At 41.2% G+C, this 17,029-nt stretch carries 20 protein-coding genes and 1 tRNA gene; 14 read left to right on the top strand and 7 right to left on the bottom strand.

Annotation, left to right across the window (positions count from 1 at the left end; all coding sequences use genetic code 11):
• Positions 1–2 precede the first annotated feature (2 nt).
• The 3 genes from pncA to U5K72_09865 are packed head-to-tail and all read left to right on the top strand — an operon-like array spanning position 3 to position 1,727.
• Positions 3–614: a bifunctional nicotinamidase/pyrazinamidase gene (gene pncA, locus U5K72_09875; GenBank protein MDZ7719109.1), complete on the top strand. Its 612-nt coding sequence runs from the start codon at positions 3–5 to the stop codon at positions 612–614.
• Positions 614–838, top strand: coding sequence for an FAD-dependent oxidoreductase (locus U5K72_09870; protein ID MDZ7719108.1), 225 nt, complete (start codon positions 614–616; stop codon positions 836–838). Before pncA ends, U5K72_09870 begins: the two co-directional genes overlap by 1 nt.
• Positions 828–1,727: an FAD-dependent oxidoreductase gene (locus U5K72_09865; GenBank protein MDZ7719107.1), complete on the top strand. Its 900-nt coding sequence runs from the start codon at positions 828–830 to the stop codon at positions 1,725–1,727. The genes U5K72_09870 and U5K72_09865 overlap by 11 nt, the downstream gene beginning before the upstream one ends.
• Here the strand turns inward: U5K72_09865 and U5K72_09860 are convergent.
• The 5 genes from U5K72_09860 to U5K72_09840 form a co-directional block, all read right to left on the bottom strand.
• Positions 1,708–1,998: a HigA family addiction module antitoxin gene (locus U5K72_09860; GenBank protein MDZ7719106.1), complete on the bottom strand. Its 291-nt coding sequence runs from the start codon at positions 1,996–1,998 to the stop codon at positions 1,708–1,710. The two genes, U5K72_09865 and U5K72_09860, sit on opposite strands and share 20 nt — an antisense overlap.
• A 154-nt stretch (positions 1,999–2,152) precedes the next feature.
• Positions 2,153–2,977: a glutaminyl-peptide cyclotransferase gene (locus tag U5K72_09855; protein MDZ7719105.1), complete on the bottom strand. Its 825-nt coding sequence runs from the start codon at positions 2,975–2,977 to the stop codon at positions 2,153–2,155.
• Between the two features lie 42 nt (positions 2,978–3,019).
• Positions 3,020–3,256, bottom strand: coding sequence for an SEC-C metal-binding domain-containing protein (locus U5K72_09850; protein MDZ7719104.1), 237 nt, complete (start codon positions 3,254–3,256; stop codon positions 3,020–3,022).
• A gap of 344 nt (positions 3,257–3,600) precedes the next feature.
• Complete coding sequence (locus U5K72_09845) at positions 3,601–3,840, bottom strand: hypothetical protein (GenBank protein MDZ7719103.1); 240 nt, start codon at positions 3,838–3,840, stop codon at positions 3,601–3,603.
• Positions 3,841–4,071: 231 nt separating this feature from the next.
• Complete coding sequence (locus U5K72_09840; GenBank protein MDZ7719102.1) at positions 4,072–4,818, bottom strand: MBL fold metallo-hydrolase; 747 nt, start codon at positions 4,816–4,818, stop codon at positions 4,072–4,074.
• Between the two features lie 495 nt (positions 4,819–5,313).
• On the opposite strand from U5K72_09840, the gene U5K72_09835 reads away from it, so the two are divergent.
• The 8 genes from U5K72_09835 to U5K72_09800 all read left to right on the top strand — a co-directional run bounded on the left by U5K72_09835 (position 5,314) and on the right by U5K72_09800 (position 13,293).
• A tRNA-Ser gene (locus tag U5K72_09835) sits at positions 5,314–5,405 on the top strand.
• Positions 5,406–5,969: 564 nt separating this feature from the next.
• Complete coding sequence (locus tag U5K72_09830; protein MDZ7719101.1) at positions 5,970–7,106, top strand: hypothetical protein; 1,137 nt, start codon at positions 5,970–5,972, stop codon at positions 7,104–7,106.
• 216 nt (positions 7,107–7,322) lie between these two features.
• The gene (locus tag U5K72_09825; GenBank protein MDZ7719100.1) at positions 7,323–8,912 is read left to right on the top strand and encodes an amidohydrolase family protein; all 1,590 of its coding nucleotides are present in this window, start codon (positions 7,323–7,325) and stop codon (positions 8,910–8,912) included.
• Positions 8,912–9,859, top strand: a complete 948-nt coding sequence (locus U5K72_09820; GenBank protein MDZ7719099.1) for a pyridoxal-phosphate dependent enzyme — start codon at positions 8,912–8,914, stop codon at positions 9,857–9,859. The genes U5K72_09825 and U5K72_09820 overlap by 1 nt, the downstream gene beginning before the upstream one ends.
• A gap of 59 nt (positions 9,860–9,918) precedes the next feature.
• Positions 9,919–11,346 carry a PhoPQ-activated pathogenicity-related family protein gene (locus U5K72_09815; GenBank protein ID MDZ7719098.1) on the top strand — a complete coding sequence of 476 codons (1,428 nt, stop codon included), beginning with the start codon at positions 9,919–9,921 and terminating at the stop codon, positions 11,344–11,346.
• A gap of 50 nt (positions 11,347–11,396) precedes the next feature.
• Positions 11,397–12,326, top strand: coding sequence for a cobalamin-binding protein (locus U5K72_09810; protein MDZ7719097.1), 930 nt, complete (start codon positions 11,397–11,399; stop codon positions 12,324–12,326).
• A 375-nt stretch (positions 12,327–12,701) separates the two neighbouring features.
• Positions 12,702–13,097 (top strand): hypothetical protein, encoded by a 396-nt coding sequence (locus tag U5K72_09805; protein MDZ7719096.1) that lies wholly within the window; start codon positions 12,702–12,704, stop codon positions 13,095–13,097.
• Between the two features lies 1 nt (position 13,098).
• Positions 13,099–13,293 carry a DUF3185 family protein gene (locus U5K72_09800; protein MDZ7719095.1) on the top strand — a complete coding sequence of 65 codons (195 nt, stop codon included), beginning with the start codon at positions 13,099–13,101 and terminating at the stop codon, positions 13,291–13,293.
• A gap of 274 nt (positions 13,294–13,567) precedes the next feature.
• On the opposite strand, the gene U5K72_09795 is transcribed toward U5K72_09800, so the two are convergent.
• The gene (locus tag U5K72_09795) at positions 13,568–13,915 is read right to left on the bottom strand and encodes a DUF971 domain-containing protein (protein ID MDZ7719094.1); all 348 of its coding nucleotides are present in this window, start codon (positions 13,913–13,915) and stop codon (positions 13,568–13,570) included.
• A 68-nt stretch (positions 13,916–13,983) separates the two neighbouring features.
• On the opposite strand from U5K72_09795, the gene U5K72_09790 reads away from it, so the two are divergent.
• The gene (locus tag U5K72_09790; protein ID MDZ7719093.1) at positions 13,984–14,703 is read left to right on the top strand and encodes a hypothetical protein; all 720 of its coding nucleotides are present in this window, start codon (positions 13,984–13,986) and stop codon (positions 14,701–14,703) included.
• Here U5K72_09790 and U5K72_09785 read toward each other — a convergent pair.
• A complete protein-coding gene (locus U5K72_09785; GenBank protein ID MDZ7719092.1) occupies positions 14,700–15,110 on the bottom strand; it encodes a CoA-binding protein in 411 nt (136 codons plus the stop codon). The two genes, U5K72_09790 and U5K72_09785, sit on opposite strands and share 4 nt — an antisense overlap.
• A gap of 97 nt (positions 15,111–15,207) precedes the next feature.
• On the opposite strand from U5K72_09785, the gene U5K72_09780 reads away from it, so the two are divergent.
• Together U5K72_09780 and U5K72_09775 are read left to right on the top strand one after the other, a co-directional pair.
• On the top strand, positions 15,208–15,636 hold the full coding sequence (locus U5K72_09780) for a peptidylprolyl isomerase (protein ID MDZ7719091.1): 429 nt from the start codon (positions 15,208–15,210) through the stop codon (positions 15,634–15,636).
• Between the two features lie 221 nt (positions 15,637–15,857).
• Positions 15,858–17,015, top strand: a complete 1,158-nt coding sequence (locus tag U5K72_09775; protein ID MDZ7719090.1) for a class I SAM-dependent RNA methyltransferase — start codon at positions 15,858–15,860, stop codon at positions 17,013–17,015.
• Positions 17,016–17,029: the final 14 nt, after the last annotated feature.

The raw sequence follows: 17,029 nt of genomic DNA, 5'->3' as shown, positions 1-17,029 counted from the left end.
TTATGAAAGCATTATTGATTGTTGATCTTCAAAATGATTTTTGTCCCGGCGGATCTCTTGCCGTTCCCGATGGCGACACCATTGTACCGACCGTTAATAAGTTGGTAAATGTATTTGATGTCGTCATTCAAACGCAAGACTGGCATCCCGCGGGTCATTCATCATTCGCCTCCACACACGAAGGAAAGGAACCTTACGACACAGTTGAGATGGATTACGGCACCCAGGTTTTATGGCCCGATCACTGCGTACAGGGATCGATGGGATCTGAATTTCACCCCGAACTGAATACTTTAAAAACACAGGTTGTGATTCGAAAAGGATTCCGTAAAGCGATCGATTCTTACTCCACTTTTTTTGAGAACGATCAGGAAACTACAACAGGCCTCACTGGCTATTTAAAGCAGCGAGGAATTACAGATCTCTATACTGTGGGACTCGCTACCGATTTTTGTGTAAAATGGTCTATCCTCGACGGAATTGACGAGGGGTTCAATATGCATATTGTGAAAGATGCCGTTAAAGGAATTGACCTGGATGGCTCTCTGGATGCCGCTTGGGATGAAATGAAAGAGAAAGGAGTAAATATTGTAACGTCTGAAAACCTCCTGTAGTGACTGATACCATTCAAGTAGATGTAATTGTTCTCGGAGGTGGTATTGCCGGACTCTCATGTGCAGATGCAATACAGCAAAAGGAAGGTACATGTGTCATTATCGACCCAAACCAGCCCGGTGATGGCACGTCCGGTTCCCCGGGAATGTTGGTAAATCCTGCTACTGGCCGGCGTGCCCGTAAAGCCTGGAAAGCACAAAGAGTGTTTTGGTTTGATCTCTGATCTTCTGGAACGAGTTCAGGATGAGACTGATGAACGATTCTATGAAAATAATGGAGTCATTCGCCCGGCTCTTACAGAAAAACTGGCGAATAACTTTGAGCGCTCCCCTGAAAAATACAACTGGCCGGATGACTGGATTGAATGGTTCCCGAAAGAGAAATTTTCTGAGCAGTTTCCGGTCTTTGAAAACCATTTTGGTGGACTTTATGTAAAGAAAGCGATGACTGTTGATGGTTCACTTTTTATGAGGGCATTTGGAAAGTATTTGGCGAAACGAGACGTCGGCACGGAATTTGAATCGAATTACCACCTTCGTCAAGATCAGGAAGATTGGATTGCTGAAATAGATAGCGGCTCTCGGTATAAATCAAATGTTGTGATTGATGCCACGGGTTACAACCAGGCAGGGTCCGGCGAGTGGGATTTTTTAAATCTACACCCCATCAAAGGACAAACCGCAACATTCATATTTGAGGATCCCCTCCCCCTGGACTCTTCCATATCCAGTTTAGGATATATGGCATTTATGAAAAATCAGCCCAACCAGATTACGGTTGGCAGCACTTATGAACATGATTTTGATCACCTGAAAACCGACCCAGACGGACTGAAATACCTTAAAGGTAAATTCGAAAAAACATTGCCGGGTTGGGTAGAAAAGAGTGTTGCTGTTGAGCAATGGTCCGGCGTTCGTGTAACCGTTCAGGACAGAAAGCCGGTGATTGGTGCTCATCCCGACAAAAAAGGATTGTACATCATCGGTGCCCTTGGATCAAAAGGGTTACTGATGGGGCGGTTTATGGCTGAGATGTTAGTTGAAAATATTTTAGAAGGAAAAGAAATTGATGATCTGGTTTCAATAGAACGTTTTAAGCGTCAACAGTCTTGAGTGGTTTGACATGCTTATCCGGCCGGTTTGATGATAAATCATACATAGCCTGAAGATTCAACCAAAATTCAGGAGAAGTGTCAAATGCTTCAGAAAATAGCCAAGCTGTATCAGGGGATATTCCTCTCTTTCCTCTAACAATTTCATTGACTCGTTGAATCGGTATTCCCAAATGATCAGCCAGTTCTTTCTGTGTAAGTTTCATTGGCTCAAGATATTCCTTGAGTAGTATTGTTCCGGGATGCGTGGTTACTCTGTTTTTAGGTATCATAACTTTTAAGTGTATTTATGAATGATAATCCACGATAGCTACATCATGTGCATTTGAATCTTTCCATTGAAATACAATTCTCCACCGGGAGTTAATTCGAATACTATGGAATCCTCATAATTCCCCAATAATATCGTATACTCATTTATAGGTTTCAATCTCTATCCCGTCGCCAAATTTCAATTTCATAAACATTCGGCCACAACTTTCCAGTAATAAAAATCCGGTCGTTCTCAGAATCATACGCAATTCCATTTAAAACACTCACAGAATGTTTGGCTTTAACACCGGTTACTAATCTCTCCAGGTCAATTCTGCCATTCACTTCGCCGGTGAATGGATCGATCATTAGAACTTCATCGCTGAATAGTTTGTTGGCAAAAATCTTTCCGTTGATCATCTCCAACTCGTTTAGTTCAGAAATCGGCTTTCCATTTTCTTTGACGGTTATTTGCCGGATCTCCCGAAATGTTTTTGGGCTTAAAAAACGCAGGACAGATGATCCGTCACTCATAATCAACACCTGATCGCTATTTGTAAGCCCCCAGCCTTCTCCTTTGATCTTGAATGTCTGAAGCCTCTCAAAAGAATGGATATCATACACAAACCCAACACCTGACGAGAGGGTGAGCTGTATCAACCGATCATTCCACCTGGTGAGCCCTTCACCAAAGTATTCATCCCCAAGTGGCTGTTGCTGTACAACTTCTCCTGTTTCCAGGTGTATTTTCCTGATACCAGATCTCCCTTTCCTGCCGGTGCTTTCATACAAATATCCACCGCTGAAAATCAAGCCTTGTGTAAATGCGCTTGTATCATGGGGGAAAACTCGAATCACGCGCCAATCATACTCCTGAACAGCAGACCCTTGAGCTTGGGCTGAGCCATCCATCAGAAGAATTGCACTCAAACCAGAAATCAGCAAAATGGTAAGGATCTGGAGAGTTGATTTCCTGGTATATCGAAATGGATGATTCATGGCGGAACGCCCTATCAGATATCAAAAACAGGTACGAAGGGATTAATGACAATGCCCGTGTGCCTCTGACCATACCGTTCCATCGGGACAGTTTTGAGATCCACTTTCACCCCGCAGCTGCATAAACACAAACAGGAGCCCCAGCAAAATTGCAATTCCCAATCCAATCATCCCCGCTTTTGAGGTGATAGCCGAATTGTCCTGTTTCATGTGGCAGTTTTTGTATTTCTTGCCGCTCCCGCAGTGGCACGGATCGTTTCTATTTGGTTTTTTGGCCATAGCACTAAAATTTTCGAGTAGATAATTTTAACTGATAGAATTAGGAGGATTTCTCTATAGCATATTTCTGTAGTAAATGTACAATTATTTTCTGAGCTGAAATAATCCATAAAAATCTACTGCTATAATCTTTCCCTTGATGTCATTATAGTTAATTGATAGGTTAAGGAGTGATTTCAATATTATCAAAGTCAATGTACCTGCTCTGTTTCATTATCTTGAATGTATTTAATTAAAGATAGATATAAAGATTTAGATAACTATGAGTCAAAAATTCTTTCTGGTTTCTTTAATTCATATTAACTATAAGACTTTTTGAATATGTAGTTTGCCGATCAATTACATCACAGTATTAAAGTCGTGTTTTCAGAAGAAATAGAAATAAAATTTTCTCTCCTTAATATTCTGAATATCTCGTCCTCATTATTTCTTCTTATTAGTTCAATAAAAGCATCAATATCGAAACTCCAGGATGCTTCGAATGATTTAGCTCCCTTATTACCAATATTATAGAATTTGAGATAAAACCTTGGAAGACCGGGAGTGTTATAAGCTCTTTTACTTAATTCAATTTCAGAAATCATAAGGAAAACATTTGCAGAAATTACTTATGATAGAATTTTAAATTTCTCAATGTTGGATCTATTGATACACTGTGTATATCACCAGTTCAGCATTAAAGAGATTATAGATTATCCATGATCTGGTCATATCATTAAGATGATCTGCTTCTATTTCAAGTAATACTCTAATTATCAAATGCAATCGATATTTACTTTTTGCTCACAATGATAAACCTAAATTTTCAAGCAACATCACTCCGGATACCAATCCCGCAATTTCACTTCTACATCCACACCGGCGGCATCGACTAAATTTTTGAATTCCCGGATATCCTGTCCGCGATGGTGGTATGGATAAACAACGGCGGGTTGAAATTCAATCACGGCATCAGCAGCCTGGTTTATATCCATCGTGTACGGCAGGTTCATGCATACGAACGCAATATCGATTCCCTCCAGCGCTCTCATCTCGGGAATATCCTCTGTATCGCCGGAGATGTATACCTTTTGTCCACCAAAATCGATCACATATCCATTACCTCTTCCCTTTGGATGTCTTGAATCAGGATCGTCTTCCGGCAGGTTGTACATTGGAATTGCTGAAACCGGAATCCTCATCACCTGTGTAGAATTGCCGTTTTGGATAACCACGATTTTTTGATGTGGTACGTCCAGTTGCTCAACTACGGCCATGGGTACTACAAATATTGTATTATCGGTATTCAGAGCATTGAGCGTCTCCGGGTCCAGGTGATCGCCGTGGGTATGGGTGATAAAAATAATGTCAGGTGCTCCAAACTCAGAATAGAGTTCGGCACCACCAAACGGATCAACAAAAATGGTTTTGCCATCAAATGTAAATGCAATTGAACCGTGGTTGACCGGGTGGACCGTCAAATCGCCTTGTTGAGTGGAATAGGTGTCGTTGGTTTGGGCGTGTGCACAGGTGCCGAGTAATGTTGCCAACAAAAGGAAAGATAGAAATACGAGGTTCTTCATGATGTCAATACCTGATATAGAGTTTTAAACGTAGATATCTCTAATTTAACAGCAATGCACAATTTCGCAAATTCATTAAATCTGTATCGATTCCGAGAAGTTACCCCGAAATTTTAAGTTTAAGTGTGCTAAAGTATTAAATAACAGTAGTTTAATACATTTAACAAGTGGAAATGGTGATTTTGGGAAAATAACCGACCTTGAATAGTTGGCGGGAAAAAGGACAACGAGTGAACCGTGAGAAGAATCCTTTCATACCGGCGAGGAGCGAAATTTAAGGGTTGAAAACCTGATGGACCATTGAAAGGATTCCACGGTGAACTCGTGTCCGCCGCCAAGTATTCACAGCCTTTGATTTTTTCGTTCTTTTGTATCAAGACAAAAGGACATACAACATGCAATAAGTTTACACTTACAAAAATGGGGTAAGTCCTCAATCATTTCCACATTGAATGTAGATTAACAAAACTCTATCTTTGGAGTCTTTGACAAATTGGAGAGGTGCCAGAGCGGTCGAACGGGCTCGCCTGGAAAGCGAGTGTGCCTCTATCGAGGTACCGAGGGTTCGAATCCCTCCCTCTCCGCCAAAAGCGTGATTAGCAAAATTGCAGATCACGCTTTTTTTATTCGCTGTAGATTGTGGAATATAGATTTTCAGTAAAGCTTGAGATTCTTTCAGCATACCAAATCAAGATATTAACGGGCTAACCAATATCTATATCGCTTAATCCTAATCGTTAAATCAAACAAAAGAGCAGCCCTGACTACCCCTCGGAGCAGAGCACCGGGACCAGAACATGTTGCAATCGTCCTTTATTAAAAACAGGGTAAGTCATCAGCAGGATTAGATTGATGATCATTAGAATTTTATCGAAATTGATTTTCGAATTATCTACAGGACAGATGTTTTTCTGATGATTAACACTTGTAAAAAAATATTATCAATTACTTGTATGGCCCTATTTACTTATTTATCTCTATTAAATACTAACAGATAGGCGCATAATTGTGTTATTTAATTTCCAACTACTTTCTGCTACGGAACAGTTGTTCATCACTTGCTGTATAAACAATTATCATTACTAAAATATACCAACCTTTATCAGAATCAGTCAGGTTTATCTGGACAACTATTTTTCCCCGAAACCGTTATGAAACATTCTATAACTCAATTTACAGGCACACAAAGGTTGAAGTATCATTCCCATTTCACAGATTATATGAAGAAAACGTTTTACCCGATTTTGTTAATCCTAACTTTCCTGAACTATTCTCCTGTTTCAGCGCAATTTGCCAATCCAAATGGCGATTTAAAACCGGTTGATGACGATGAGATCTGGGCCAAAACACTTGAAGGGAGTCATTATAACGAGATGTGGAACTACCATTTTTATCTGAATGATGGATTAATCGTTCATCTTGCTTTTTCAGTAGCAAATTTCGGGAGTTTTAAGAGTCCTGTAAGTGGTTTACAGATGTCCATCTACAACCTTGATGGAGAACTTTACCAGGTATCCAGGGAGTACCCGATCAATGAACTGATCCAGGATCGGGAAAAACAACTGTTTAAACTTCATGAAAACCGGACAATCTTATTCAGAGGGAAATTGCCAAAGGAGCATCAGGTACATGTAGAATTCACAAAGCACGATGTCTTTTATAAAGTGAAATTAGACTTCTCCAACATCCACAGGGGTTTAAAATGGGGAGACGGAACTTATCACATCCAGGGTGATGACGTTGGAATTATCACGCATATTCCATATGCCGAAGTTCGGGGCACTGTAGCAGTTAATGATGTTGAAAAATCCGTAAAAGGAACTGCATATATGGATCATACTTACCAGGATCGGGCAACTACCGATCTCGTTCAAAGCGGTTACCGTTTTGTACACCAGCAGAATAGTCAAAACTGGGATACACTATACTACCTCCTGCCCAAAAATAACGCCCGGAATTATACAGTTGGTTTACGAATCAAAAAAGAGAATGGAAAATTATCTGTAAACGGAACGAAAAGAATTTCAAGAATGAATAGTTCGGAAGTATTTGATGTTTCAATAGCCAGAATCATGGATCTGGAGATGGAAAAGGAACCTGATATCCGGCTCACCCGAACCTACGATTATGAAAAATTCTCTATACTGGGCGAATTGGGATGGTTTGCAAGGCGTGCGGCCAGGAGTTTTCTTGGAGGTGAAGTTATTTCAGTTCGGGGCAGGGCAACGTTGATGGAAACCGGTAATCGACCTGAAAACGGGTTTTATAACTTCTATACAATTGAATAAAAGAATGCGTTTATAGGTTTTATTAAAGGACGCTTCCCGCGAAGCGATGCCTTTTGGGTAAGGACCGTTGGAGTATTGTAATATTAAACACCAATCCGACAGCCCGACTACAGGCAGGTCTTAGAAAATCAACTAAAAGAAATAAAAGCTATTTCTGAATAAAGAAGCAGTGTTGTTATATTCATCATCGAAGTAATTTGATTAAAAATGTTCTCGATGAAATGTAAATTCTGTTTTGCTTTCCTGCTGATTCTGTTTAGCTACTCCACCACATCTGCTCAAATGCACGATGCACCGAATCGATCTGAAGGCGATGGACCTTATGATCGGCTTATCATAAGAGGTGTTACCATGATTGACGGCACAGGCTCTCCCGCTGTTGGTCCTGTTGATATTGTGATCTCTGAAAACAGAATTACAGATATTCAAACTGTTGGATATCCCGGCGTGCCAATTGATGAAGATAACCGCCCTGAAGCAGATAACAACACCCGGGAACTCGATGCATCTGGCATGTACGTACTGCCCGGCTTTTTTGATATGCATGCACACACAGGCGGACAAGCGCAGGGAACCAACCCGGAATATGTTTATAAACTGTGGTTGGCACATGGAATTACCTCTATTCGCGAACCCGGTTCCTTTAATGGTTTAGAATGGACACTTCGCCATAAACAGAGAAGTGCAGATAATGAAATAACGGCTCCCCGAATTTTTGCATACGCCGGCTTCGGGATGGGATCTGAAAAACCGATTACCACTCCCGAACAGGCACGAAACTGGGTTCAAAAGATTGATGTACAAGGAGCTGACGGTATCAAATTTTTTGGTGCCCGTCCGGAAATCTGGGAAACAGCACTGGATGAAGCTAACAAACGAGGACTTGGGTCGATGACTCATCACGCCCAAACCCGTGTGGTCTATGCAAATGTTTTAGATACATCCGAAATGGGCCTGAAAGGGATGACGCACTGGTACGGCCTGCCGGAAGCTCTTTTCACGGATCAGGTTATCCAGGATTACCCGCTGGATTATAATTACAGCAACGAACAACACCGTTTTGAGGAAGCAGGCAAACTCTGGAAACAAGCCGCAGAGCCGGGCAGTGACCATTGGAATGAAGTAATGAATACACTGTTGGATCGCAACTTTGAGATCAATCCAACCTTTACTATCTACGAAGCCAGCCGCGATCTGATGAGAGCACGCCGTGCGGAGTGGCATGAAAAATACACTCTTCCTTCGCTTTGGGAATTTTACAAACCGAACCGAGAAGCCCATGGCTCCTATTGGTTTAACTGGGGTACCGAGCAGGAAGTAGCATGGAAAGAAAACTACCGGTTGTGGATGGATTTTGTGAATGAATACAAAAATCGTGGCGGTACGGTAACTCTCGGCTCTGATGCGGGTTATATTTATAAACTGTACGGATTTGCATACATCCGTGAGATGGAATTGATGCGGGAAGCCGGATTTCACCCACTTGAAATTTTTCAATCAGCTTCTCTGAAGGCGGCCGAGGTCCTGGGAGTTGATGATCAACTCGGAACCATTGAAATTGGCAAACTGGCTGACTTAGTACTTGTTGATGAAAATCCACAGAAAAACCTGAAAGTACTCTATGGAACCGGTGCTGTACGGGTGAATGCTGAGAATGAAGCTGTTCGGGTTGGAGGAATTAAATACACCATAAAAGACGGTATTATTTACGATGCCCAGCAGCTTCTCGATGATGTTGAAGAGATAGTAAATGAATCAAAAGAGAAAATAAATTACGAAATTACCCAACCCGGACTGGATTACTGATGAGTGATATTCCTGTATACAAAGATGTTGAAGAGGCCTCCAAACGAATTCTTGGGCATGCTCACAAAACGCCTGTACTTCAATCTTCGTATTTCAATCATCTGACCGGTGCCGAACTCTTCTTCAAGTGTGAAAATTTTCAAAAGGTCGGGGCATTTAAATTCCGGGGAGCGTTTAACGCTATCTCTAAACTTTCCACAGAGGAGGGCGAGAAAGGAATAATCACCCACTCCTCTGGAAATCATGCACAGGCGGTTGCCCTGGCATCAAAAATGAATGGGTATAAAGCCACGATTGTGATGCCTGAAAATGCTCCAAAAGTGAAGGTAAATGCTGTTCGCGATTATGGTGCAAAAATTGTGTTCTGTGAATCCACGATAGAATCACGGCAGGATACAACAGATCAAATCATCTCAGAAACCGGAGCCACATTTATTCATCCATACAACAATGCAGATGTGATTGCCGGTCAGGGAACCTCAGCAAAAGAGTTACTTGAAGAGGTACCCGACCTGGATATCATTATTACACCGATTGGAGGCGGTGGTTTGATGAGCGGTACGGCCATCGCTTCGCAAGCAATCAATCCTGATATTCAAGTTTATGGAGCCGAGCCGAAGTTGGCAGATGATGCTTACAGATCATTTCAAGCCGGATCGATTCAACCGGTATTACGAACTGATACTATTGCAGACGGACTACGAACATCTTTGGGTTCACTCACTTTTCAAATCATAGAAGAAAATATAGATGAAATTATTACCGTATCAGAAGAATCAATTGTTCGGGATATGAGACGAGTGTGGGAACGCATGAAAATTATTATTGAGCCTTCCTGTGCAGTTCCAATCTCGGCCTTATTGGATGGAGATTTAGATTTAAATGGCAAAAAAGTTGGAATTATTCTTACGGGCGGGAATGTAGATCTTGAAAATCTGCCGTGGTGACAAACTCAATCAAAAATTATGTAAGTTCATAATTGATTCAGATTCAAAAAAAACAGACTATGAAGCGTTTAAAATCAGTTTACATACTCAGTTTATTCTTTCTTTTTCTTTCCTGCAGCACCGAGGAAAATAAACCGGAAAATCCGTTTGAAGCATACCTCTCTGAAGTTGATCCGGCTTACAATTATGAGCTTGAGAAAACTATTGAGGGAGAAAATTACAAAGCATACGTTATTCGAATGGTTTCGCAAACATGGCTGACTGAAGATGTTGTGGATGAATCTGAATGGTGGCATTGGCTGACAATTGTTGTACCCGATCAGGTCGATCACACAACAGGATTTCTTTGGATTGGCGGGGGTGACCGGGATGACCCTGCCCCGGAATCGGTCAACCCAATAGTTTTGAATGCATCACTCGCTACAAATTCAGTCACAGCAAACCTTCATAACGTCCCCTTTCAACCCCTTACATTTTTGAATGATGAAAGAATGGATGAAAGAAAAGAAGATGAACTTATATCCTACGGCTGGCGTCAATTCCTGGAAGGCGGAGCAACAGATGAAAAAGCGATATGGTTAAGCAGACTTCCAATGACTGCGGCTGCTCAGAGAGCAATGGATACCATCACCGATTTCATGCAAACCCGGCAATCTGCAACGGTTGACAGTTTTGTGGTATCCGGTGCATCTAAACGGGGCTGGACTACGTGGACAACCGGTATATTTGATGACCGTGTGGTGGCTATCGCACCGGTTGTAATTGACCTGTTAAATCTTGAGCCATCATTTCAGCATCACTGGCAGGCATATGGCGAATGGTCCCCCGCCATTGAAGACTATGAAGATGAAAAGATTATGGAGTGGCAATATTCTGCAGAGTACGACCGCCTTCGTGAGCTTGTGGATCCTTTCTCTTATCAAGACAGCCTGGATATGCCAAAATATATTATGAACGCCGCCAGTGATGAATTTTTCCTGCCTGACAGCTGGCAGTTTTACTGGGACGATCTCCCCGACCCCAAATATCTTCGATATGTTCCAAATGCCGGGCATGGTTTAGAAAATACGGATGCATCACAAAGTTTAATTGCATTTTATAATCATATCATCAATAACAGATCTATTCCTGAATTTTCGTGGAGTGCAGATACCACCGGTTTTCAAATCCAGATGGATTCCAATAATCTGCCTGATGAGCTTCGGCTTTGGAACGCTCATAACCCCGAAGCACGCGATTTCAGGCTCTATGTAATTGATAGAATCTGGCTTGCTAAAAATATTCAGATACCAGAAGATGGAGATCTGACAGTTTCGATTGACTCTCCGGATCATGGATTTACAGCCTGGTTTGTTGAAGCAACCTACAATGCTGATTCCGATCTTCCCTTCAAACAAACAACGGGTGTGGTGGTAACCCCCGACAGATATCCATTTGAACCGTTTGCACCTTCAGATTCCCTTGGGTCAGTTACCGTAAGTGAATGATCTTACAAGAAATTGAATTGTGACATCGAAATTGAAGTAAGCCTTTTGTGATGCGAATCTTATCCCTTTTACCAAGTGCTACCGAAATTATTTGTAAACTGGGTTTTGAGGATCAGCTTGTTGGAAGATCACATGAATGTGATTATCCAAAATCGATCACAGAGCTGCCGGTACTAACCAATTCTACTGTAAAAAACACGGGCAAGAGTATCGAAATTGATAAAAATATTAAATCGCTGCTCGAAAATGGACTCTCAATATTTAGTGTTAAGGCCGATCTATTAGCCGAAATCAATCCGGATATTGTATTTACACAAGATCACTGTGAAGTTTGTGCAGTTTCACTAAAGGATGTAAAATCAGCGGTACGGGAACATTGCGGAAAAGGCACAGAAGTTGTATCCCTCTCTCCCACAAATCTCGATGAGATTGCGCAATCGATCTACAAAATCGGACAAGTGCTGCAAGCTGAAGAAAAGGCAAAACAGTTGGTAAGCCAGCTCAAACTACGAATGGATATCATCCGGAATACTGTGATTGGTGAACCTGTAAAACGGGTTGTGTGCCTTGAGTGGATCGATCCACTGATGACCGGTGGAAACTGGATTCCCGAACTACTGGAAATTGTTGGTGCCGAGTATCTTTTATCTGAACCGGGAAAGCACTCTCCGTGGATTCAATGGGAGGATCTTTTGAATGAAAATCCTGATGTAATCCTCATCATGCCATGTGGGTATAATATTGAACAAACAACGAATGAAATGCACCTTCTCACTCAAAATGAAGATTGGAATACTTTAAAAGCTGTACAAAGTAACGAGGTCTATATTCTTGATGGAAACCGATACTTCAATCGGCCCGGCCCTTCAATTTTTGACTCTACCCGCATATTGGCTGAAATCCTTCATCCTCACTTGTTCAAGCCGGTTCATCACAAAGAGGGTTGGATTCGGGTAAATGAACAACTACAGGACGCTTAATCTCTCTTCATTTATATCGTTTTTGTCACCATGAAAAGACAGATCCGATGAGCCATGTATATCCGGTTTACCGTCGACACGAAGGGTATAATCTCGTTTATAGGAGGCTTTGAAATACCCATCTGTCGGTTGTTTTTACCGGCTGATGGGTGTCCCCAACCCGTCAGCCCGCACATACAGCGTGCAGACGGGTAGTAATGCAAAGCTCTCTTATAGCCTTTATAACTCGATGTACCTTTTCCTGTATTACCCGTCTAAATCAATATGGATGAATAGTTGTGTTTTTGTCACAGGAATAGATCGATTATTGTGGAATCAAAGCTTGCAAATTAGTATTGTCAAAATAGATATCAGTAATAAATAATTACCGGTTCCATGACGAAAGATGATGTTTTTATGGCGATGATCAAGGAGGAGATCAACCAGTTTAACCACTATTTTCGGTATAATGAAAAAAAATGGTTGAAAGAGGGTAAATATAGCAAGCTCGCTGAAAAAGGTCTGCGGCAGGCAAGGTTGATGGGAGGATTTGTAATTTTTTCAATACTTATTTTTTCGATCATCAGCGTTTATCACTTTATTAATTATGGAAACACCGGAAATAGTATAAGTCTATGGCTTGGAATTACTTCATGGATATTTGTCATTATATCAACCATTTTTTATACACGTGATATCATCGAAAAGAAAAAGAGTATGGAACGCATTTTAAAACTGCTTGATGCTCGTGAAGATTTTTACAAATCAAAAGAAGAACAAGAACAAGATTAACATGAAAAAAGCAATCTCAGCGGGTCTTTTTATTGCCGGTCTATTACTCCTCTATTTTGGTTACCAGGAATATCAATCCATAAGTTCCGAGGTTGAAGAGTTTTTCACAGGGTCACCAAGCAACCGGGCACTTTGGATGCTGATTGGCGGAGCCGCTGCCTCGATTGCAGGATTAGTGGGATTGTTGAGGAAGTAAAATTTTTCAACGTTTTTTGATTTGAAGAGGGTTCTATTAAATAAAAACCTCAGTTCGATTCTAAAAATCAATAAAAGAGGCTCCCCTCCTTCACTTCGCAAGGAGGGGACTTTTGAGGAACTTTGATACAGATTAAGAATCGAACTCAGGTTAAAATGAAGCAGAGCTTCCTACGGTGCGATGCGAAGGAGGACCTTCGCATCGAGTAAACCAAAATTTCCATTTCATCCTTTAGTGGTTTTGTGTTTTCGTGGCAACCTCATTCTTGGTTTAATTAGTTCTCAGATCTCTCCTTCAGTTTTTGAACCGATTCGTCCATTTGCCGAAGTAGTTCCCAGCGATACATTCCGGAATTATGTCCATCATCCCAGGTAATTTTTAAAGCATGATTTCCTACCTGCTCTGCCGACACAATTTTAAAAGTTCGTGTCGGTTCAACAAGAAAGAGCTGTGGTTCAAATTGGCCCATTTGACTGTGGCCACCCCTGCATTCTACACATGGACAATTTTTTCGAAGTCCAAATAATGGGAATTCAGAAACGTGACCATCCGCCCATTCAATTGTCAGTTTTTGGTCGGAATTTGCAATATCAACAGAAACTGGTTTATGTTCTTTATTCATAATAGATATCGGATTGCTATTCGCTATTTGGGTTAGTAACATATCATGTTGAAAAATACGTTCAAACCATGTGGATTTTAAATCTATTTCTCTTTCTTACAGTAATTGGCGGCGGATACCTGGGCTTTCAGCCATGGTTTCAGTTCGACCGTTTAAATAAAAATATAGTTCTTAACGGTTCACTGGCAATTCTTCTGCTATTTACAATTCTGATGATCCTTTACATGATCGGCCTCTTTCCTCAATCCATTGCCGCTCCGTTCATGATGTTTTTATATTCTTTTATTGGCGGTTTTTTCTTTGGCTATGCAGGGCGTCTCTATAACCTGCGTAAAGACTCCGGGCAGATGCTGTACCAACATCATTCCTTTTGGGTTGACCATGCACCTAATCTATTAGCAATCGCCATTATTATTTTTGGCCTCTACAGAACCGCAGTATTAACTGATTCGATAATCACCGGTATCCGCGTTACGTCTGGTATCTCTTTGATTAGCTTTGGGATCTTTACCTGGACATTAAAGGTTGTCCCGGAGTTTCGCTCGAAAGGTGTTCTTCTGCTGGACCGGTATATTCTTTGGGAAGAAGTGATTGCATGGCACTGGGTCAGCGAAGATGTTCTTGGTATTGAATACCTGGTAGAGGAGGAAAAATACGATGAACGAATCAAAGAGTTTTCCACGGCCATTCCGCCGCTTGAACGAAAAGAGATTGAATTAATCCTGAAATCAAAAATGGATGAATATTTCGAAGAACGAAAACAGCGGCTTTTAGATCAGGAAGATTAACCCACACGCTGATGTTCAACCATCAGACATTTATCTTCAATATACCTGAAGTCATTTTCCTCAGCTATCTTTTTCGCCTCATCTGAACTCACTCCTATTTGAGTCCATATCACCGGTTTTTGACCAGTATCCTCCGACCATTCAATAATCTCCCTCACCATGTCAGCTGTGTACTGGCTGTTTCTAAAAATGTCAACTATATCAATCACAAGATCATTGGGGAGATCTGCCAACGATTTGTAACTCTTCAAACCAAAAACGGATTCCTCATTGGGATTTACCGGTATAATCGTAAAGCCTTCATCAAAAAGATATCTTCCAATTTGATGACTTGTTCTGTACTGAGTAGATGACAACCCTATGATAGCAATTGTTTTTGTTGAATTTATGATTTGTTCAATAGACATGGCTCATGCGCTGTATAGAGGGTTTCAATTCTCGATTGTGTAAAAAAAAGGTTATCTTTAATTACGTTAAATTGATAATAAAAATACGAGGAAAATTTTGTCTAAAGCAAAAGACGGAGATACCGTTAAAGTTCACTATACCGGCACACTTGAGAACGGTGAAGTGTTCGATACATCACAAGAACGAGAACCTCTTGAATTTCAACTGGGTGAAGGTCAGCTTATACCCGGCTTTGAAAAAGCAGTAATCGGGATGAGTGAAGGAGACTCAACCAAGGTTGACATCCCCAGTGATGAAGCATATGGAGAAGTTCGTGAAGATCTGGTTATAAATGTACCCAAAGATCAACTTCCTGATGATGTTGAACCGGAAATTGGAATGCAGCTACAAGTTAATCAACAAAATGGTCAGCCTATTCCTGTTAGAATTACCGAAGTAAAAGATGAAGAACTGGTACTCGATGCCAATCATCCGCTTGCAGGTAAAAACCTGACGTTTGAGATTGATTTACTTGAAGTAGCTTAATTCATATAAAATTAAAAGTAATATCGGCCGACTGCTGTTAAGTAGTCGGCCTATTTTTTTCTGATAACAATTGATAAACTCAATTAAAAACATTTCGAATTTATCTAAGAATATTCATTTCCTCCAACAAGTATCAAGAATGGAGAGGCTGACTCAAGTTCAGCATGACGATTACAACACAAAATATTGATTCTCTTACAACAGAATCCTCTTAGAAATTTATGGCAGATTTTACAAAGAAAAGTACCGTTAGTATAACTTGTCCGCTTGGACTCTCTCCCCTGTTAAAAGAAGAGATTGAAGAACATGGTTTTAAAGTATCTGAAACACGTGAAACCGGAGTTGAAATTGAGGCCTCTCTTAATGATTGTATCTATCTGAATTTTTGGCTTCGAACGGCTCACCGCGTGCATTTTCTCATGGATGAAAAAAGAATTCAATCACCCGACCAATTGAAAGTCTGGATCAAGAAGATGCACTGGGAAGATTGGATTGATGAAGATGGATTTTTCTCCGTCACTTCAAGAGTAGATCACCCTACTATTGAGAATGACCAATACGCAAATCTTATGGTGAAGGATGCCGTAGCCGATCGAATCCGGTTTAAAAAAGATCAGCGTCCTGACAGCGGTTCGGATCTCCAAAAAACAGTTTTATTTCTCTATTGGGATAAGAAGATTGCAAGAATTTTTATTGATACATCCGGGGAGTCACTCTCACGCAGAAATTACCGGGGATCCGGTGCCTTCGCACCAATGCAGGAAACTCTGGCTGCGGCCATCATCAATTCAACAAAATGGAAGCCTGGACAACATTTTATCAACCCTATGACAGGGAGCGGAACTCTTGCTATTGAAGCCGTAATGCAAGCGACCCGCAGGGCACCCGCCTCACTGAGAAATAATTTCGGGTTTATGCATATCCGTGGGTTTAATGAGGAATACTACCAATCTGTTAGGGATGAAGCCAGGCGCGGTGTAGAGAAAGATATTGAAGGAAAATTTATAGCGACCGATAACGATCCCAATGCCATTATCGGCGCAAAGAAAAATGCTCAGACGGCCGGCGTGGATCATATGATCGACTTTCAAACCTGTGACTTTTCAGAAACTCCGGTCCCCGATGGCGAGGGAGTTGTTGTATTCAATCCTCCGTATGGAGAACGAATCGGCTCACCAGATGATCATATTTCTCTCTACAAAGGTATCGGTGATTTCCTGAAGTCTAAATGTCCCGGTAAGATGGGATATGTCTTCACGGCCAATAACAAACTCACCAAAAAAGTTGGACTCAGAGCCTCTTCAAGAACCACATTTTTCAATTCCACAATTGAGTGCCGTTTGTTGGAGTATGAGCTGTATAAGGGATCGAAGAAATAACAAGTCATGAAGCT

This window comes from Balneolaceae bacterium, assembly GCA_034521495.1.
In the GTDB taxonomy this organism is placed as follows: Bacteria; Bacteroidota; Rhodothermia; order Balneolales; family Balneolaceae; genus Rhodohalobacter.
This window is presented reverse-complemented; position numbering and strand designations above follow the sequence as displayed.